A 20,278-nucleotide genomic window follows, 5' to 3' on the forward strand; every position below is an offset into this window, starting at 1 on the left:
ACGGTGAGTTGGCCGCCTAAAAGGGTGAATATCGTCACTATGGTTAATAAATGACCTTATTAATCGCATAATAGGAAGTTATGTTAAACCTCGGGCGAATAAAAAATGTTCAATAAAAACAATGTGTTGGGTAGGATAGGGATCAACAAAAACAAGGATTGTAGAAGGGTTTTTCTACAGGTTCGTTAGCCACACTAAAAGTACCAGCATGAATCCACTAAGAGAAAAATTAATAGCCGCGTTACATTCAGACAAAGAAGCTGAGAGTTTCTTCTCTGATCATAGAAATGATCCCAAGTTGCTTTTAGAGCTTTGTAATATTTGTGCGCCTCATGACGAGTACTCTAATGATCCACGAATGGCCGCTGCGTATTACATATCTCAATACTCAGCGGAATTACTCGTTGCGATAATTCCGCTATTGTTGGTTCTAGTTACTATACCTTCTTGTGGCGGGGAAGACATGAATCGCAATATTGCTAGTCATCTATTGGCAGCAATAAACAAGAGCAAGCATCTGTATACTGCAAAAATCTACCAAAATCTCGATGAGGTCGCCCAAGAATACGGAATTGAGATCAATGGCTAACAAGGCCAGCCATGCTGGCGGCGTTAACTACCCGTCTTCCCCACGAATTGTAGACACCTCCTATAGTTATATTTGACCACTATGGAGGTGCTCTCATGGCACGTAAAAAGACCCAGGCGTATACCGAGGAATTCAGAAGAGAAGCAGTAAATTCATCATTCGCTTTAAACCTTAAAGCGCTGTGATTAAGATAACGTGAAATAAGTTTAATTATTGGTAGATCAAGGGAACCATCTCCAACGACAGGTCTCAAAGTCCACTTTCAACACAACCTACACTTTCAACATACTCAAGGATTGATCAGTAAATGCGTTCAGCATTTCCATACAGGATTTTAGTCACACACAACCTGTTACTCAGGACAAGTGTTGGAAAGCTATTGTTTTCATCATTGCTAGCACTCTTTAGTCTTCCCGTATTTTCTGATCAAGTGATAACGGGCAGCGGTGATCAACTGACCGGGTTTATAAGCTATATGGATGGCAGCAAATTACGGTTATCCACCTCCCACTCAGGCACCATCAATTTAAACAGAAGTCATATCCAAAGCTTAATACTTGAGCGCAACGTTAGTATTCGGCTTAAAAACGGCAAGCGGTATGAAGGTCGTTTGCAAAGCATTACTGGCGGGGTAACCCTTATTGAAACCATTGATGGTGAGACGGTCGAGCTGTCGACAATGGATGACGTAAAGTACTTTTACTACCTCTCACCGATCAACAGGGAGTTCCACTACTCTGGTTCCATCCTTGCGGAGATCGATATTGAACACAGTGAGAGTGGTAAGAATTCCAGAGAGTTAGAACTCACGCTGGAAAACTCGATCACTTATGAAAACCTTCGAAACCGATCAAAGTTTGAATACGAGCGAGACTCATCCAACAACGTCACCACCGATCGTGAAATTCTGTTTGATACCTCCATCGACTATTTTGTCAGTCCGAAGATATTCCTGACATCCCGTTTTCGATACGAAGAGGATTTATTCGAGAACCTGGATCGTCGTCGTATCTTCGGCCTGGGTATCGGTCATCAACCCTGGTTAGCGCCTTTCAGAAACATGCTCTATAGCATGGACTTGGTATTTCTGGATGAGCACTACCAGGACGAAGGCCAGGTACAGGAGTTTGGTCTTGAACTTCGTTTCTACTATAAAGAAGAAACCATCATCGATGGCCTGTATTTCTTCCACGAAAACAACCTGCTCTACTTCGGGAAAGACGACAAGCGCATCGAAACCATTTCTACCCTGGAATACGGCTTGCCATACAACATTGGCATCAATTTGAATTACGAATGGGATTACAACGACGCCCCGGAGTCGGGTGACAGTAAGACCTACAGCAACCTAACATTTGGAGTATCCTACCGATGGTAAACAAATCATTAAGTGTTCTTTTACTTGTTGGCGTACTTGCAGGCTGCGATGCCTTGCCGACGCAACCATCAGAAGGTAATCCACAGGCTCAGAACTGCCCTCCGCCAAAGGAAGTTCAACAAGCCTGCCCTGACGTTAAGCCGACGGTGATCACCAAAGAAGTCGAAAAGCGCGTAGAAGTCCTGCCTGCTCGTTTTCAAAGCATCGAGAAAAAGACCGTCATAGGGCAAGTAGAAAACACAAAGATCACTCCATCCGAATGGTCGTTTGAGTCCCGAATCGATTCCGGTGCCACCACCACTTCGATTGATGCCCGAGACATCACACCGTTTGAACGCGATGGTAAGGATTGGGTGCGTTTCAATCTCTACGATCGAAAAACCAAGCAAACATTCGAAATTGAAAAGCCGGTGGAACGCGTGGTGAAAATCAAGCGTCATGGTACAGAGCTGCAAGAGCGCTACGTTGTGTTGCTGGATCTGAGCATTGGCAACCTAACCGAACGCGTTGAAGTTTCTCTGACTGATCGTAGTGAATTTACATACCCTGTTCTTATTGGTAGAAACTTCCTGATGGATCGAGCCGTTATCGACGTGAGTCAAAAGTTCATTGCTAACGAAACGAAATAGCCTGGTATAAAACAAGCCTAGCATCAGGCGATCACCCGTTTTAACGCAACCGCAAAAATAATGGAACATCAATAAAGGAACCAACCCTATGTCCAGCAGAGCCCAAGTCTATTTTATTGCCTTTGCCCTTATTCTCTTAGGGATTGGCATGACGCTTCACAAGTCCTATGAAAAAGGCTTCCCGCTCGCCAAAGGCGAAACTCAGGAAGTCTGGACCATTGAGGCTCTGGTGACCTTTAAAGCTGATGCCTCCCAACCCGAAGCACAAGCCAAACTGACGCTGCCAAGTCAGCAAAGTGGTATCGTGATTCTGGATGAACAATACACAACGGGTGGCTATGGGCTAACCACCACGGAAGAAAACAATGTTCGCCAAGCTATCTGGAGTAAACGCAACGCCACAGGGCCTCAGCGTCTTTACTATAAGATGCAGCTGTCGTACGACGGCCAACAGCAATCGGCACTGATGCCGGAGCCGAATCCAGAACCGCTTGCCAGTTTCGACAAAGACCAACAGGTTGCCGCACAAGCCATTGTTGACATGGCCTTTGATCAATCCGCAGATACCGAAAGTTTGGTAAATCGCCTTATTCAAATCATTCGTACCAAGGATTTGCCTGAAGTGGGTTATCTACTGAATGACGAATTAAATACCGGCAGCCAACCTAAATTAATCAAAGACCTGCTGGCCTTAAAAGGCATAGATTCAACCATTGTTCGCGGCTTATATCTCGAAGACGGCCACAGACGTTTACTGCCTTCTGAAATATTGTCTGTGTATATCAATGGTGAATGGCGCCTGTTCAATTTTGATTCGGATCGAGACACGCGTTTGGATAACTTCCTGATCTGGCAGATCGGAGGCAAATCGTTACTTGATGTGGTTGGCGGCACCAATTCAGAAGTTCGTTTTTCTATCATCAGTAACATTATGTCCAGTCAAAAAGTTGCTGTCTGGAATGAGCTACACGCCGATGGAAGCGATTCAGAATTCACCATTCTTGGGTTACCAACGGAACAGCAAAGTATTTTCAAGCTGATTCTGCTGATCCCGCTTGGCGCTTTGGTTGTGGTGTTCTTACGGGTTCTGATCGGTATTAAAACCTCTGGTACTTTTATGCCGGTATTGATCGCTCTGGCATTCATTGAAACAACACTGACCACCGGGCTGCCAGTATTTTTAACCATTGTTTTCGTTGGTCTGCTGATTCGATCGTATCTAAGTAACATTAACCTGCTGCTGGTTGCCCGTGTTGCCGCCATCGTTGTGATTGTGGTCGGTCTGATGGGCGTGATTAGCATTACCAGCCACAAGTTAGGTATTGAGCAAGGTCTTACCGTAACCTTCTTCCCTATGATTATTCTTGCCTGGACCATTGAGCGCATGTCGATTATCTGGGAAGAAGAAGGCCCTAAAGATGTATTGGTTCAAGGTACCGGCAGTTTGGTGGTAGCGATCATGTGTTACTTTGTGATGACCTCAAGTACCTTGAAATATCTGGTCTTCAACTTCCCTGAGCTGCATTTGGCAACACTGGGCTTCATCCTTATTTTGGGTCAATACAACGGCTATCGTTTGTCTGAGCTGCTCCGTTTTGCACAAGTCAGTAAGTCTGAACACGATTGGCACATCCCAGCGCCTAAAGCGTCGACCAAACAGGGAGAAAACTAATGTTAGCTAACCCTTTTGCGCTCAGACGCATGGGCATACTGGGGATGAATCAGCGTAACGTTGATTACATTGCTCGCTATAACGACCGCCGTTTTTATCCCTTGGTAGATGACAAACTGAAAACAAAAACCGCTGCGTTGAAAGCAGGGATTTCGGTCCCTCATCTGATCGGTGTGATTTCTCATCAGTTTGAGATCAAGTCAGCCTTGGGGAAATTCCTAAAACTTGAGAAGTTCGTAATCAAACCGGCTCAAGGCAGTGGCGGCAAAGGCATTCTGGTGATTGTTGGTCGTGAAGGTGATCACTTCCTGAAGCCCAGTGGTGACTCAATCAGCTTAATGGATATCCAACGTCATATCTCCAACACACTCAGTGGCTTGTACAGTCTGGGTGGCCGTAATGATGTCGCCATGGTAGAAGATCTGGTGAACTTTGATCCGCGCTTCAACGATTACAGTTATCAAGGGGTACCGGATATTCGGGTCATCATCTTTAAAGGTTTTCCGATTATGGCCATGATGCGGTGCTCCACAAAAGACTCGGACGGCAAAGCGAACCTTCACCAAGGGGCCGTGGGTGTAGGGCTGAATATCAGTACCGGAAAAAGCTTGTTTGCCGTTCAAAACGGTTATTTGGTAGATGTTCATCCCGATACAGAAAAGCCTTTTGATGAATTAGATATTCCTCAATGGGACGTTATTTTGAAGCTCTCTGCCGCTTGCTATGAAATGACCCATCTGGGCTATCTCGGAGCGGATATTGTTCTGGACAAAGACCTTGGACCATTGATTCTTGAGGTAAATGCCCGTCCGGGATTAGCCATTCAGATCGCCAATCAAATTGGGTTAGCCCATCGATTACAAACCGTCGAACGCTTAGAACACACTGAACTGAGTGTCGACGAGCGAGTGCAATGGTCTATCAATCAATGGAAGGACTGAACTGGATAACTGAACGGAATACTTCAGAATCATAATGCAGTAATCACAAATCCAAGGTTCTCCTCTCTTATCGATCACTTAACGGGTTGTTAGGCATCTGCTAATAACCCGTTAAGTGAAATCCAATTACTCTCTATTTGAAATCCGGCTAGTAGTTATTTGAGATCCGGTTAGTAGTTGTTTGAAATCCAATTAGTAGTTGTTTGAATCCCGACTAAACTGAATTGAGTAAGGTTCACATAGGTGCTTTCTCAGTCATGGGCGATACATTACTGTTCGGAGATCAGAGTTCCACTCTCAAAAAAGATCAGCCAAAACCCTCTCAGAAACGAGGTCAATGGCACATTCTGATCGTGGATGACGAACCCCAAGTCCATACAGTCACTCAGATGGTATTGAAAGGGTTCGAGTTCGACCATAAAACCCTGCACTTTGATAACGCCTATTCTGCCGCCGAAGCCAAGCAGTTTCTTGCTGAGAAAGAATATGCACTGGCCTTAGTCGATGTGGTCATGGAAACCGAACACGCTGGCTTGGAATTAGCGGAATACATTCGTACTGACCTCAATATTACAACCACGCGTGTTGTACTTCGCACAGGGCAACCCGGACAAGCACCTGAAGAACAAGTGATCCGGGACTTAGACATTCATGACTATAAAGACAAAACAGAACTAACCGTCACCAAGCTTAAAACCCTGTTCTTTTCCAGCCTGCGCTCCTATCGTGATATCAAGATGATTGATAATCATCGCCTGGGCCTGGAAAAAGTCATCCATGCCAGCAATGAGATCATGGAGTTCAGCCGTCTGGAAGAATTTGCTTCGGCGATGCTTATGCAAGTGACCAATATCCTGGGCTTGGATGAAAACGCCATGTATCTGAATACCGTTTCAGCCTTTGCAGCGTCTCACCGACAGAATGAATACCAGATTCTTGCAGCGACAGGCGAACAGCTTGGCCCCCTGCTTGACACACAAGATCAGGAAATTCCCGACGACATTATGGAGCTCTTCGAAGAAGCCATGAGCAAACGATGCTCACTCCATAAAGACAATCATTTTGTAGGCTTCTTTGCGACTCGTTCAGGCAGCGAAAACCTGCTTTATGTATCAAACGTCTACACACTCACTGAACTTGATCATAGGTTACTGGAGATCTTTTCCACCAGCGTGGCCATTGCCTATGAAAATCTACTGCTCAGAGAAGAAATTGAAGATACCCAGCGTGAGCTAGTGTACCTATTGGGTGAGGCCGTTGAAAAACGAAGCAAAGAAACCGGTGCCCATGTAAAACGGGTGGCTAAAATCAGTGAGCTACTTGCCCAAAAAGTAGGACTCTCCGAAGCCGAGGTAGAGTTGATCAAACATGCGTCACCGCTCCATGATATTGGGAAAATAGCGGTACCGGATTCCATTCTCAACAAACCCGGCAAACATACGGATGATGAATGGATCATCATGAAGACTCATGCTGAGGTCGGATATGAAATTCTGGCAAAGTCTGAAAAACGTATTCTCAAAATGGGCGCTATTATTGCGTTGCAACATCATGAAAAATGGGACGGAACCGGCTACCCCAATGGCATCAAAGGGGAAGACATCGATATATGCGGCCGAATCGTGGCGTTGGCTGATGTCTATGATGCACTTGGCAGTGCTCGTTGCTATAAAACCGCTTGGCCCCATGAAAAGATCATCGAGTTTATTCAGCAGGAATCTGGCAAACATTTTGATCCGGCACTGGTGAAGATCATTCTGGACAATCAAAAAGATTTTGAAGCCATTCGACGCAGATACCCAGATGAATAAGTCAAACCAGCTCAACAAACTTTTGCTGGAGGTTTCCCAATCCCCGATCATCGATAGTGGTGATTACAAGGCCGCTGCTGAGTTTGTCACCGGCATAGGTCGAAAGGGCCTTAACGTAGCCCGATGCAGCATCTGGACACTCGATAAAAACATTACAGAAATTGATTGCCTGATGCTTAATCACGGAGATCACATCGACTATCCAGACAGTGCCTTTTCCGACAAAGAGTATCCGGCTTATTTCGATGCCTTGAGAGAAAAGCGCTTTATCGTAGCGAATGATGCCATATCAGACCCGGATACCATCGAGTTTAAAAGTTACCTGATGGAGGAAGGCATTCACTCCATTCTGGACGCGCCGATTCGAAAAGGAGGGGTTATTGTCGGCACCTTGTGCTGCGAACACGTTGGGCCCGCCAGAACCTGGACACCGGAAGAACAGAGTTTTGCCGGCACCTTAGCAGACATTCTCGGGCGCGCATTAACCGCTCAAGATCGACTTACTGCACAAACTCATTTGGAAGACACCAATCGCCGACTGTCTCAACTCATTGAAGAACGAAATCATCACCTTAATCTCGCGTTCCAACAAATATCAGAACAAGAAAAGATGGTTGCGCTGGGCCAACTGGTGGCTGGTATCGCGCACGAAATTAATAACCCCATTGGCTTAGGTGTGACGACAGTAACGCACATCCAGCAAATGACACACGACATTTCTAACGCCTTTAAAGCAGGCACCATTACCCAAACACAATTTAAAGACTTTCTTGAAAGTATCGAGGAAGGAAGTCATCTACTCTTGGAAAATCTGAATCGAGCCGCAGAGCTTGTCAGAAGTTTCAAACAAATAGCGGTTGATCAAAGTAATGACAGTGTCATGGAGATTAATCTCGGGGACACCTTAACCAATATCGTCAAAAGCCTGAAACCCGAACTTAAAAAGAAACATCAAACAGAGATCAACCTCATCTGTCCGGCCAATATCCGGTTGAACTCCTGCCCAGGCAGCATTGCTCAGATAATGACAAACTTACTGATGAATGCAGGAATACATGCGTTCTCGGAAGATCAAAAAGATCGCAGTATCTTCATCGAAGTAGAGCCATTGGAAGATCACATTCAAATCACCGTAGAAGATAACGGACAAGGGATCTCAGAGGAAGTCAAAGACTCGCTCTTTGAGCCTTTCGTTACCACTCGGCGTTCAAAAGGTGGCAGCGGCTTAGGGTTAAACATCGTCCAAAACCTGGTCACCCAAACACTGCACGGAACCATTAAACTGGAAACTGAAGCCGGGAAATTCACTCGATTTACCCTAACGCTTCCTAACAGTTAATTTGCCGCTGTCATCAACCCTGAGCTTTTCGGCTTTGAGAAATACACCCCTAACGAAATAAGCGCTAAGACGCCCAGGCTTGCCGCAAAAAGAAACGACCAAACGTAGTTATTCAAAACATCAGCAATCATACCGCCCAAGGCACCGGCAATACCGGCTGACAGAACCTGAACACACGCTTGTAAGGTGTAGTCTCCACCTTCATGGGTTTTCCGGCAGTGCCCCATCATGATCGCGAACAGAACCACCGTCGACATGGTATCCACCAACTGATCCTGAGTAACAATCCAATACATCCAAAAAACATCCGAATGATTGGTGACTTGTAATCCAGGAATCAGAGCATACGCACTGATCGACCCGATTTGCAGAACAGCAAAGCCAAACAATAACTGAAGCGGTTTGAAGTAGCGGTAGATAACTCCGACCAGTACAGCCCCGAGCAAACCGGCAATGGAAGAAAATAAGGTGATCTCTCCTACCCTCGCCAAATCCATACCCTGATCAATCAACATCGATTTCACTAAAGTGGACGACATGCCATCCGCCAACTTGTAGGTAAACAAAACCAACAGCCAGTAGGCGATGTGCTTAATTTTGAAGTAATCCCAAAAGAAATAACTGTCGGTTTCACCGGATGACCGCCCGGAAATTCTCTCCTCTCGATTTAACACCGAGTTTTCCTTAAAAAATAAGGTTGGAATCAACATCAGAATCAAAGTCACAGCCACCAGCTGAATCGTTAAACTCCACCCAATGGAATTCATCATGATCAACAGGCCGGAACCACCTAACATTAAGCCAATTTTGTAACCGGCAACCTGAACCGTATTCCCGAGACCTCGCAATTTTTCGCTTAACAATGAAACGGCTAAACCATCCGTCGCGACATCCTGAGTTGATGAAAACACATTGAGCAGACACAGCAGAACAAACAATACCGCCAAACCCTGGCCAAAAATCCAATCGGCAGGCATCAAAGACAAGCCAAGTAAGGTAGCCACAGCACCACACTGCATCATCAAAATCCAGCTACGATGCGGGCTTAAAGAAGCATAATAAAAACGGTCAATGAAGGGTGCCCAGAGAAATTTAAACAACCAAGGCAGCGCCAATAACTTCAGCGCGCCAATAGCCGAATGGGAAGCTCCGTATTCTCGCATAATGGCAGGCATGGCATGAGCCAATAATCCGGAGGGAAAGCCTTGCGAGAAATATAGCGACGTTAGAAGAACAAATAGAAAACGATTGTCGATAGGTTTAAGAGCGCTCGATGACATACGCCGGGATCATCCATAATGACGAAAAATTATGGACGCACCCTACCACAGAGCGATTACTTTTGTCCGCCTAAGTTAGCACGAATATATTCTGACCGTTCAAGAGTTAGACATGGGCTAAATAAGAGCTAAACACGAACTAGAAAAGCTCGATATCTTCACCCAAATATTCATCCTGACAGCTACCTTCCTCATTGGCGACCTCGTTCCCACCTTGTGCAACACTTTCAAGGGAGGCATCGGCTGTGGGTTTACCTGAATTTGTATTATCAGCCTGGTTTTTACTTGCGATGGCTTTATCTACCATTTGATTTTGCTGATCGACCAAGTGATCGAGCAATCGAATCACGTTGTTAATTGAACCTTTCAAATTCGTACCGGTATCCAACACCCCATTGGCTTCTGTCACGGCACCATCAATCCGTCGAATCAGGTAAGTTTCCTGGTCATCATCCAAGCCCATTCTTGGAATTTCTTCGTCCAGCTCCATCAGCATCTTATTCATAATGCTGGCCACGTCCTCCTGATTGACCCGAAGCGCATCGGTCAACTGCACCAGGGTTTGCTTCACAATTTCAAAAGACTTACTCAGATTGTGGGACTGCTCAATCAATTGAGACTCAATATTCAACGAACGAATGGTCGCATTAGCCACTTCAATCATGAATGGCAGCAGATCCTTGTACCGACCATAACGATCTGGCTCACTCACTGGCATGTTTTTAACCAGTAAAGAGACATAGGGGTAGTTAATCTGAGTCCGGGCGCCAAAATCATTAAATCGCTTCGCTTCCGACAGAACAGTGATCAATTCTTTTTCGAGAGGGCTGACGACAGGATTTTGGGGATTACTGGTGTAGAACTTTACTTCCAAATCCGACTTGATCATCAAACTGCAATTCAAGCCAAACTGATCAGTAGCTTTGAAGAACTGAGTAGCTAATAAATCATGACATCCAATGCTGTGGGTTTTCTCTACAAAACGAATGGCAGTTCCAAATTCACTCGTCCCGGAGAGTGCCTGAAACGCGGCCTGATTAGCCTCATGGAGCTGATTTCTTAACTGATCACGCTCATGTCGATAATCCAGCACCTTGGATAACTTGGCTCGCAAGAATTCAGGTTCAAAAGGTTTAATAAGGTAATCTTCGGCACCAAGTTCCAGCCCGCGAAGACGTTCGGCAACGGAGCTCCGAGAGGAAATGAAAACAACAGGTATATCTTCGCAGCCGGAATTTAATTTTTTGATGGCTTTACACACATCAAAACCATTCATTTCCGGCATTTCTACATCTAACAAAATCAGATCAGGTTTTTCTTGTTTAACGGCACTTATGGCAGAGGGCCCATCTTCCGCCATAGTGACTTGGAACTCTTCATTCAGCGAACGAAAAACAGCTTTGCGCGCTACTATTTCATCATCAACAACCAGTACTTTCATCAAGTAATCCCATTAAGAGCCATCCAACCAAGGCATAGACCGATTCTTTCAGCAAGCAACCTGTTTCGGTTGAGAATTAGTGTCAGGTGACACGTCATTTCAACTGACAGATCATTCCAACTAAAACCAATTCCGGTTAATAACCTGCCTAATCAGAAGCAGTTATACTTAGAGCCAGTACAGCAGCGTTCCGATGCTTTGCTGTCTGTAATAAATATTTATTGTTCTTTGATTAAAAACGATGAATAGTTAGTCCGACTAACCCATGTCTCTATCGAAGATTCAAGCCATCTGTAAATAACCATAGTTTATTTATGGAGTTTTTGCGTGTGACATATGTACCTTTTAGTGTAGGAAATTGGAGTATTAAAATGCTAAAAATAAGATTCAAAGCCCCCGAATCCTGCAATCTCCAGGCATCCATCTCTTTGGTTTTCTGTCTTCTGTTTGGTAGTAAATCTTTACACGCAGAGGCGCTCTACCTACCCCAGGAAATTCAATATGGACGCGTTGTTGCACATCACATCCATAAAATTGATCCCAGCTATGGCCGTGGCGCAATCTTGGGTGCTATCACAGGTGCAGTAGTGGCCGAAAACGCCAGAGGATGGGGAGCGCTAGGCGGAGCCATAGTTGGCGCAGGACTCGAAGGAGCGATTACCTCAGGCCAAGAAGCCCATAAAGTAGTTGTTCGTCTGGTCAACGGCCAATCCTTTTCCATCGCTACACCGCCGAATAACCTCAGGACAGGAGACTGTGTTGCCGTTGAACAAAGCGATCACGGAGCAGAACTCTTTAAAGTCAGCCATCAATTCTGTGAAGAAGCACAACCATCACACCGAAATAAGCCTAACTCGCCGCCTAACGATCATTACTCATCAACCTTCAATCAGAGCCAGCCACACTATCGAGACGGCAATAGAGAAGACAATAAAGAAGAGCAATGCGATAAAGCCAGAGCCAAACTACGTTACGCCAAAGATTCGGAGTACAATCGCGTGTTAGCAGATGTTCAACGCTATTGTCAGGACTGAACCCAACAGCCAGATAACACCTAATAACGATTCATCAATACATCAAAATGACAAAGACTTCTGATACCACATCACTTGAATTAACCGAAAGTGATTATCAAGAACAACAAAAGCAACGACTCAGCTACATGCCTTGGTTGTATCACACGCTGAAACCTCGCTTGAAAGCCTGGGCTAAACCGTGGCAAGAACATCTTCAAAATCGATTATCCAAGTTGGAAACCGTTCGTTTTGGTGATGAGTGTTTTATTGCACCGTCGGCCAAATTATTTGCTGAACCCGGTCGAACCATTGAGATCGGGGATTACACCACCATTGCCGCCGACGTATTTATCCACGGACCAGCAAACTTCGGCCATCATGTAGCGATCAACCATAACGTCAGTATGGATGGCGGATCTTCAGGTATCACCATTGGCGATCATAGCCGGGTTGCCTGCCAGTGTACGTTCTTTGCCTTTAATCACGGTATGGCACCGGATCTGCTGGTGCGGGAACAAGCTGTCAGTTCGAAAGGCATCAACATTGGCGAGGATGTTTGGATAGGCGCAAATACAAGCATTGTTGATGGAGTGCGTATCCATGATCATGCCATCATTGGCATGGGTGCCGTGGTCACACAAGATATACCTGAATACGCAGTCGCCGTGGGTAATCCTGCAAGAGTCATTGCTGATCGTCGTGACAAACCCGATGCCCAATGGGATTGGGTTACAAACAACGCCAGATAATAATCCCTAAGGTTTACTGGATCTCTCGATCTACATCGAGACTATAGAGGTCCGAATACCGTTGAAAGATGGCTTGACGTTCTTCCATTGGCACGTCGGCCAATCCATCCCAAACGCCCTGAGCGATCTCCGCATGATCAGACATGAATTGATGAGAAAACACCAGATGCCAATCCGCATTGAAAAGTGGCTCTTTGATATACGAAATTCGATTCCTTAATTCAGTCGGAATTCGATAGATGGTTTGAAGGCCAATCAGCTTTTCAACAACGTACCCTTCCAGACGATCAAGAGCCACCAGCTTAAAGCCTTCGGACGCCGTATAACTGCCTGAGGCAAGCACACCCAATTCCTCTAGTTTGATCTTTGCCACATAACCCGGAGGGGCCGAAAGACCTATTCCCCGAAAGCCTGAAAACTGATGTCCGTCCCACTTCAGAAGAGAAGCCCGATTAATGAAGATTTGATATTGAACGTGCCATAAACGATATCGCTGCTCCGCTGGCACTCCAAACTGTTTAGTTGCTGGCGGGAATTGCCCCCATTGATCACGCTCTTTGAGCCAGATGGTGGCGAACATACCATCCATCTTCCCATCCTTCAGTAATTTGATACAACGTTTCCAGGGCTTTCTCTGGAAATCGAACGGTTGGTCCGGAGCTGCCGTACGAATAAGATCGATTAAAACCCCAGGCTTATAGTCAGGCACCTCTTCTTCTCCCATCATGAAGGGTACGTAATCCAGATTCTCATAGCAGATGACAACAGGACGGGCGTCATTAGCAACAGAAGTGGCAGAGACAACAGGAGAAAAAGCAGACAGTATGAATACGCAAGCAGCTAAGCTGAGACGAGAGCAAGTAAGAGGAAAGTATGTTTTGATCGATGATTGGAACATACCCACCTCTACTTTATCAATTGATGATATTAGAAGTGTAGACGACTAGAACTCTTCCAGGTCATCCTCTTCATCAACACCATCAACCACTTCAGTGACCACCGGGTTTCCACACTTCAAACAATCACCCTCAATAAAGACGCGGCCATTTTCTTCATACTCTTTTGGGTTTTTCATCCCCAAATCCACTTCCATACATTCGTTACACCAAGTTTGTTCCAGAAAAGCTTGCTGTTCTTCTTCTGGACGCAGATAAAAATCACGCATTTCTCTAGTCATTCAAATTTCCTTAATACAAAAGCTGGAGGAACAGTTCCCTCATGGCCATAAGTGTAAATCATTAGTCGTCCATGTCACTCGAAAAATACAGAACATCAATGTGCGGTTACATTATATAGTTGACACATCAATTAATATTTGTCATCTATATGTCATTCTTCGCTGACACCAACGGGTTTTGAGATAGACAGTCTATGAGTACACCCTTACCCCCTTTGCAAAGCCTTAAAGCTTTTCTGCTGGCCGCTGAACATGAAAGTTTTAAACTTGCAGCCACTGAGCTTCACCTGACCCCCTCAGCGATTAGCCATCAAATCAAAGGGTTGGAAGACACACTTGGCCTTGAGCTTTTTCGGAGACAAAACCGCCAGATCAAGCTCACCCCTGCGGGTCAAATGTATAAGAACATTGTAGAGAAAGCGCTCAATGAGCTCAGCTCAGGTACAGATCGCTTGAAACGCCAGTTCAGCCAGAATGTACTGCGCGCGCGTATCCCACCGATGATTGCCAGCGATTTTATTATTCCGAATCTCAGCGAGTTCCAACAACACAATCCGAACATCGAGCTACGACTTGAAACCAGTCTGAAGTGGGCGAATCCCGAACGCGATGACCTGGATGTGATTCTATATTTCGGTACAGAGCCATCTCATACCGATGTTTCCTATGAAAAAGTAACGTCGCTGTCAGCCACGCCAGTCATGAGTCCGGCCTTACAGGATTCAGAGAATCTTCAGCTTCAAACGCTTACGCAGCATCGTTTGATTCATTCCAGTGTCGTAAGTGACGGGTGGAAACGGTTCTTTTCTGCGTTTGATGAAGATTATCAACCTCAAAATACCGACTTGTGGTTGGATTCCTACACCAGCATTTTGCAGAGCTGTACGGAAGGACACGGCATCACACTGGGGTTATTGCCATTATTGAAATTGCGCTTAGATCGGGGGGAACTCATCCGCCCCATTGAGGAAGTACTTGAATTACCTGAAGCACTGTATCTGGTGTATCGGAAAGATAAACGCCTTACACCGGCGATCAAAACATTCTCTACCTGGATTAAAGGAATGCTGCAGAACTTAACGCATGAAAGCGTTTAATTTGTAGGACAAGCTGAATCTGAAACTTGGATTGTTATAAAGAAGCGAATATTTCAGGTGAATTTTGCTCATGTATACAGTGAAAACTTTCGTTTGTTTTAAAAGGACAAAAACCGGACAATACCGGAACGCTATACATTAGGGCTTTTGCTCTATTTTAGACTTGATAATTATAATTAATATCAAAAGAAAAATAATTTAAAAGCAAACACTTACAGCCTTCATAGACCTATAAAGGTGTACGGCTGTAGCTCGATAAAGGAAGCACTATGTCACAGCAATCTCAGCCTGAGAAATCATCGTCGCTGTCTAGTTCTGATAATGCCTCTGAACGCCTCGCATCATTAGTGATTAAAGCCCGCTTTATCACTTTATTGGCCACGGCTGCGGTATTTTATCTGTGTTTTTTGGGGATGCAGAACATCAAGTTCTCGACGGATTACCGGATTTTCTTTAGCCATGACAATCCGCACATGCTGGCGTTTGAGAACCTACAGGACACGTATACCAAGGATGACTCATTACTGTTTGTCATCGAATCCAAGCAAGGTAATGTTTTCGAGCAAAAAACCTTGTCCATGATCGAAGAGCTGACCGAAGAAGGCTGGACGGTTCCCTTCTCTTCTCGCGTTGACTCCATAACCAACTATCAGCATACCTATGCAGAAGAAGACGATCTGATCGTAGGTAATCTGGTTGAATATGCCGATCAATTAACCGAAGACGATTTCAAAAGAGCACAAGCAATCGCTTTAGAAGAACCCATTCTGAAAGACAGACTGATCTCATCTGACAGCCGGGTTACAGCGGTAAATGTGACGGTTCGTTTGCCGGGCGTTAAGAAATCGAAAGAAGTGCCGGAAGTTGTGGCCTATGGCCGTGAAATGATCACCAAATATGAAGCGAAATACAGTGATATTGCAAACTTCTATCTGGCCGGTTCGATTATCAATAACAATGCCTTTAAAGAAGCCTCCATTAATGACTTAACCAGTCTTATCCCGATGGCGATGCTGTTGGCTATTTTAGGTATTGCTATCTACATGTACATTGCCAGCCGCAGTGTACTCACTACGCTTTCCGGTACGCTCGCAACCGTGGTTATTATCATTGCATCAATCTGGACCGCCGAAGGCGTTGCCGGTTGGTTAGGCATTAACTTATCGCCACCAGCAGCTAATGCCCCAACCATGATCTTAACCTTGGCCATCGCCGACAGTATCCACATTCTGGTGTCTTTCTTCCTTGCCAGCCAACGAGGGCTCGCAAAGGCGGATGCTGTTAAAGAGAGTTTACGCCTGAATTTTCAACCGGTTTTCCTAACCAGTTTAACCACCATGATTGGTTTCTTAACGTTGAACTTCAGCGACTCCCCACCGTTTAGAGATATGGGTAATGTGGTCGCGATGGGCGTGGTATTTGCCTGGGCATACTCCGTTGTACTACTTCCGGCATTGATCATGATTCTGCCTTTCAAAGTACGCGTGAAAGACGACAGCGGCTTACCTTTAATGCAAGGTATTGCCTCACTAACCATTAATAAACACCGTCCTATCCTGATCGGCGTTATGGCAATCATCATTGGCTTCGGGGCGTTCGTTCCAAAGAATGAACTGTACGATGTATGGGCTGAGTACTTTGACGAAAGTATGCCAGTGCGCCAAGCCATTGATTTCACCCAGTTCAACCTAACGGGTGTCGCCACCGTGGAATACTCGCTAGAAGCCAAAGAAGAAAACGGCGTCACAGACCCTGAATACCTTGCTGGCCTTGAGAAATTCACCAATTGGCTGTCCGAACAACCTGAAGTCGCGCACGTAAACAGCTTTATCCACGTCATGAAGCGTCTGAATAAAAATATGCACGCGGATAACCCTGAATGGTACAAAGTACCTAGCGATCGTGAATTAGCGGCTCAATACCTACTCTTATACGAACTATCCTTGCCATTTGGTCTGGATCTCAATAACCAAGTAAATTTGAATAAATCAGCGACTCGCGTGGTAGTCAGTATCCATCGTCTAAGCACCGTTGATCTACTGGCCTTTGCTGATCGTGCTTATGCATGGATGCAGACAAACTTGCCGGAACACATGATTGATCATGGATCTAGCCGCGATATCATGTTTGCACACATTGGTGAACGCAACATCAACAGTATGCTGCAAGGCACGATCATGGCGATCTTATTAATATCGCTGGTTCTGGCCGTTGCGCTTAAATCCTGGCAGTACGGGGTTCTGAGTTTAATTCCAAACATTGCACCAGCCGCTATTGCGTTTGGTATCTGGGGGATCTTCTCTGGCCGTGTTGGAGTATCACTTTCCATCGTTACCTGCATGACGCTTGGTATCGTTGTAGACTATACCGTTCACCTCTTGAGTAAATATCTCCGAGCGAAACGTGAACAAGGGTTATCCACAGACGAAGCAATCCACTACGCCTTTAATACCGTAGGCATTGCCTTGATCGTGACAACCGTCATTCTGTGCGTGAACTTCGGTATCCTGGCTTTCTCTGATTTCAGCATGAACTCACAAATGGGCTTGATGACCGCCATTACGATTGTAATCGCGCTAATTACCGATTTCTTATTCCTACCAGCCCTATTGAAGTACCTGTCCGAACGCCAAAAGACTCGTAAACAAGGCCCGGACAATACAGGAACGACACACGTCGAAAAAAAGCACACAACTGAACAGCAGACCCTCAACAAGGAGCCTGAGCATGAACTGGTCTAATAATCGTTTTCGTCGCGCCACTGCCATCGCTGGATTGGTACTTACCACCGCGATCACACAAATTTCTACTGCTTATGCACAAACAGCAGAAGAACAGGGATTAGCCATCGCTCAAGAAGCCGATCGTCGTAACACCGGCTGGCAAGATTCAACTGCTAACATGACCATGATCCTTAGAAACAAACGTGGTGATGAAAGCTCTCGCGATCTTTCTGTAAAAGCCCTTGAAATGCAAGATGACGGTGATAAGAGCCTAACCGTTTTCAACTCGCCTCGTGATGTGAAAGGCACTGCCCTACTATCTTTCTCTCACAAAGTTGAGTCGGACGATCAATGGCTGTATTTACCAAAACTTGGCCGAGTAAAACGCATTGCCAGCCGTAATAAGTCCGGCCCATTCATGGGCAGTGAGTTTGCCTTCGAAGATATGACGCCTCAGGAAGTGGAAAAGTACACCTACAAGTTCATCAAAGAAGAAGAACTGGATGGACAAAAGTGCTTCGTCGTTGAACGCTACCCTGTGGATAAGTATTCAGGTTACACCAAACAAGTGGCCTGGGTTGACCAGGAAGAATACAGAACGCTGAAAGTCGAGTTTTATGACCGTAAGCAGTCTTTGCTTAAAACCCTGACTGCTTCAAAGTGGAAAGAGTACCTGGAACAATACTGGCGTCCACACAACTCCACCATGGTTAATCACCAAACAGGGAAAAGTACAGACCTTGTGATGAGTGACTTTACCTTCAAAAATGGCCTGGATGACAGCGACTTCAACAAAAACAGTCTGAAGCGCGCTCGTTAAGCTGTATCACCCACTCAGCCTTCTTCATGTGGGCTGAGTGTTTACCTAAAGCCTCTTCCTCTTTTCTACCCTCACAATTAACACCCTAAGCCTTCCTAAACACTTCCTAGCGTCTTTTACGCCTCTCCACTCTCTTTATTGCAAACATCATAGAGAAAGCCATAGAGAGCCTGAGACTGTCAAAACGTAATAGACATATAGCTATCCGCACAAAACAAACGTAAACCGAGATTCGTTCCACTAGATAAAAAAATCAATAAGCTTTAAAGGTCAGCAATTCAGAAGAAATTATTGATATAAGGGAAAATATTTCTAAATAAGTTACTGGAGGTATTGTATTAAGAAAAGATATTGAAGATATAAAATATGGTACCAGTGGGCGGACTCGAACCGCCACGGCCGTGAAGCCATCGGATTTTGAATCCGACGTGTCTACCAATTTCACCACACTGGCACTACAGACAGAAAGTTAAGCTTCCGTCGAAGAGTGAGGCGTATTATACGGAAGCTTTTTATCTCGTCAACTGTTTTTATTGAAGTTTTTTAATTTTTATAACCATTTGGGTTATTCTTCTGCCAACGCCAACCATCAACACACATATCTTCAATACCCAGCTTTGCTGTCCAGCCAAGTTCCTGCTCGGCCTTAGTAGGGTCTGCAAAGCATTCTGCAATATCACCTGGACGACGAGAAACAATTTCATAAGGCACATTCTGACCAGACGCAGCCTCAAAAGCTTTGATCATTTCAAGAACGCTATAGCCGTTTCCAGTTCCTAAGTTATGGGTGTGCAAGCCTGGCTTCTTTTTGAGCATTTCCAATGCCTTTAGATGACCTTCAGCAAGATCCATCACATGAATATAGTCACGCACACCAGTTCCATCCTTCGTTGGATAATCGCCACCAAAGACAGACAGTTTCTCACGCTTACCAACTGCTACTTGAGAAATAAAAGGCATTAGATTATTCGGAATACCATTAGGATCTTCGCCGATCAAACCACTAGAATGAGCACCTACCGGATTAAAATATCGCAATAAAGAAATACGCCAATCTGGATCAGACTTGTAGAGATCCGTTAAGACCTCCTCCACCATCAACTTTGAACGACCATAAGGGTTCGTTGCTGAAGTAGGAAACGATTCAAGAATCGGTACAGAGACTGGATCACCATACACAGTTGCAGATGAACTAAAGACAATAGATTTCACATCGTGCTTAGCCATTACCTGACACAAGGAAACAGTTCCAGCCACATTGTTTTGATAGTACTTTAGAGGGAGTTCGACGGATTCACCGACAGCCTTCAAACCTGCAAAGTGGATAACTGAATCAAAGCTGTGTTCGAGAAAAATTTGCTCCAAGGCATCAGAGTCGCAGATATCCGCCTTGTAAAAAGTAAAATCTTTAGCCGTAATTCCTGAGACACGATGCAGAGACTCTTCAGACGAGTTACTCAAATTATCAACTACTACTACATCATAACCTGCTTGCTGAAGCAGCAAGACCGCATGACTGCCTATGTAGCCGGCTCCGCCCGTGACTAAGATTTGCGTCATTACTACTCCAAAAAAAGATAGCTATGTGTGAGTCACCGGTTTAATTGAAACATGAC

Annotated in this window: 17 protein-coding genes and 1 tRNA gene; 12 read left to right on the top strand and 6 right to left on the bottom strand. The window is 45.2% G+C overall.

Going from position 1 to position 20,278, the window contains the following annotated elements; all coding sequences use genetic code 11:
- Window positions 1-208 precede the first annotated feature (208 nt).
- The 7 genes from QQL66_RS18520 to QQL66_RS18550 all read left to right on the top strand — a co-directional run bounded on the left by QQL66_RS18520 (window position 209) and on the right by QQL66_RS18550 (window position 8,359).
- Window positions 209-589: a hypothetical protein gene (locus QQL66_RS18520; RefSeq protein WP_284383490.1), complete on the top strand. Its 381-nt coding sequence runs from the start codon at window positions 209-211 to the stop codon at window positions 587-589.
- 379 nt (window positions 590-968) lie between these two features.
- Complete coding sequence (locus QQL66_RS18525) at window positions 969-1,967, top strand: DUF481 domain-containing protein (RefSeq protein WP_284383492.1); 999 nt, start codon at window positions 969-971, stop codon at window positions 1,965-1,967.
- Entirely contained in the window at window positions 1,961-2,596 is a 636-nt protein-coding gene (locus tag QQL66_RS18530) for an ATP-dependent zinc protease family protein (RefSeq protein ID WP_284383493.1), read from the top strand. Before QQL66_RS18525 ends, QQL66_RS18530 begins: the two co-directional genes overlap by 7 nt.
- Before the next feature lie 88 nt (window positions 2,597-2,684).
- Window positions 2,685-4,268 (top strand): UUP1 family membrane protein, encoded by a 1,584-nt coding sequence (locus tag QQL66_RS18535; protein ID WP_284383495.1) that lies wholly within the window; start codon window positions 2,685-2,687, stop codon window positions 4,266-4,268.
- On the top strand, window positions 4,268-5,209 hold the full coding sequence (locus tag QQL66_RS18540) for an alpha-L-glutamate ligase-like protein (RefSeq protein WP_284383497.1): 942 nt from the start codon (window positions 4,268-4,270) through the stop codon (window positions 5,207-5,209). Before QQL66_RS18535 ends, QQL66_RS18540 begins: the two co-directional genes overlap by 1 nt.
- Window positions 5,210-5,466: 257 nt before the next feature.
- Complete coding sequence (locus QQL66_RS18545; protein WP_284383499.1) at window positions 5,467-7,020, top strand: DUF3369 domain-containing protein; 1,554 nt, start codon at window positions 5,467-5,469, stop codon at window positions 7,018-7,020.
- Window positions 7,013-8,359 carry a sensor histidine kinase gene (locus QQL66_RS18550; protein WP_284383501.1) on the top strand — a complete coding sequence of 449 codons (1,347 nt, stop codon included), beginning with the start codon at window positions 7,013-7,015 and terminating at the stop codon, window positions 8,357-8,359. Before QQL66_RS18545 ends, QQL66_RS18550 begins: the two co-directional genes overlap by 8 nt.
- On the opposite strand, the gene QQL66_RS18555 is transcribed toward QQL66_RS18550, so the two are convergent.
- Together QQL66_RS18555 and QQL66_RS18560 are read right to left on the bottom strand one after the other, a co-directional pair.
- Window positions 8,356-9,639, bottom strand: coding sequence for an MFS transporter (locus QQL66_RS18555; RefSeq protein WP_284383503.1), 1,284 nt, complete (start codon window positions 9,637-9,639; stop codon window positions 8,356-8,358). The genes QQL66_RS18550 and QQL66_RS18555 overlap by 4 nt on opposite strands.
- Window positions 9,640-9,778: 139 nt before the next feature.
- Window positions 9,779-11,080, bottom strand: coding sequence for a response regulator transcription factor (locus tag QQL66_RS18560; RefSeq protein WP_284383505.1), 1,302 nt, complete (start codon window positions 11,078-11,080; stop codon window positions 9,779-9,781).
- 371 nt (window positions 11,081-11,451) lie between these two features.
- Here QQL66_RS18560 and QQL66_RS18565 point away from each other — a divergent pair, with 371 nt between their 5' ends.
- Window positions 11,452-12,114: a glycine zipper 2TM domain-containing protein gene (locus QQL66_RS18565; protein ID WP_284383506.1), complete on the top strand. Its 663-nt coding sequence runs from the start codon at window positions 11,452-11,454 to the stop codon at window positions 12,112-12,114.
- 47 nt (window positions 12,115-12,161) lie between these two features.
- Window positions 12,162-12,845, top strand: coding sequence for an acyltransferase (locus QQL66_RS18570; protein ID WP_284383507.1), 684 nt, complete (start codon window positions 12,162-12,164; stop codon window positions 12,843-12,845).
- Between the two features lie 13 nt (window positions 12,846-12,858).
- Here the strand turns inward: QQL66_RS18570 and QQL66_RS18575 are convergent, their stop codons facing one another.
- Both QQL66_RS18575 and QQL66_RS18580 read right to left on the bottom strand, forming a co-directional pair.
- On the bottom strand, window positions 12,859-13,743 hold the full coding sequence (locus QQL66_RS18575; protein WP_284383508.1) for a type 2 periplasmic-binding domain-containing protein: 885 nt from the start codon (window positions 13,741-13,743) through the stop codon (window positions 12,859-12,861).
- 45 nt (window positions 13,744-13,788) lie between these two features.
- Window positions 13,789-14,022 carry a hypothetical protein gene (locus QQL66_RS18580; RefSeq protein ID WP_284383509.1) on the bottom strand — a complete coding sequence of 78 codons (234 nt, stop codon included), beginning with the start codon at window positions 14,020-14,022 and terminating at the stop codon, window positions 13,789-13,791.
- Between the two features lie 194 nt (window positions 14,023-14,216).
- Between QQL66_RS18580 and QQL66_RS18585 the strand changes: the two genes are divergently transcribed.
- The 3 genes from QQL66_RS18585 (at window position 14,217) to QQL66_RS18595 (ending at window position 18,662) form a co-directional block, all read left to right on the top strand.
- On the top strand, window positions 14,217-15,119 hold the full coding sequence (locus tag QQL66_RS18585) for a LysR substrate-binding domain-containing protein (protein ID WP_284383511.1): 903 nt from the start codon (window positions 14,217-14,219) through the stop codon (window positions 15,117-15,119).
- 269 nt (window positions 15,120-15,388) lie between these two features.
- Window positions 15,389-17,860 (top strand): efflux RND transporter permease subunit, encoded by a 2,472-nt coding sequence (locus QQL66_RS18590; protein ID WP_284383513.1) that lies wholly within the window; start codon window positions 15,389-15,391, stop codon window positions 17,858-17,860.
- Window positions 17,847-18,662: an outer membrane lipoprotein-sorting protein gene (locus QQL66_RS18595; protein WP_284383514.1), complete on the top strand. Its 816-nt coding sequence runs from the start codon at window positions 17,847-17,849 to the stop codon at window positions 18,660-18,662. Before QQL66_RS18590 ends, QQL66_RS18595 begins: the two co-directional genes overlap by 14 nt.
- A gap of 367 nt (window positions 18,663-19,029) precedes the next feature.
- Here QQL66_RS18595 and QQL66_RS18600 read toward each other — a convergent pair.
- Window positions 19,030-19,116 (bottom strand) — tRNA-Leu (locus tag QQL66_RS18600).
- 89 nt (window positions 19,117-19,205) lie between these two features.
- Complete coding sequence (gene galE / locus QQL66_RS18605; protein ID WP_284383516.1) at window positions 19,206-20,222, bottom strand: UDP-glucose 4-epimerase GalE; 1,017 nt, start codon at window positions 20,220-20,222, stop codon at window positions 19,206-19,208.
- Between the last annotated feature and the right edge of the window lie 56 nt (window positions 20,223-20,278).

Source organism: Litoribrevibacter albus (assembly GCF_030159995.1).
Taxonomy (GTDB): Bacteria; Pseudomonadota; Gammaproteobacteria; order Pseudomonadales; family Litoribrevibacteraceae; genus Litoribrevibacter; species Litoribrevibacter albus.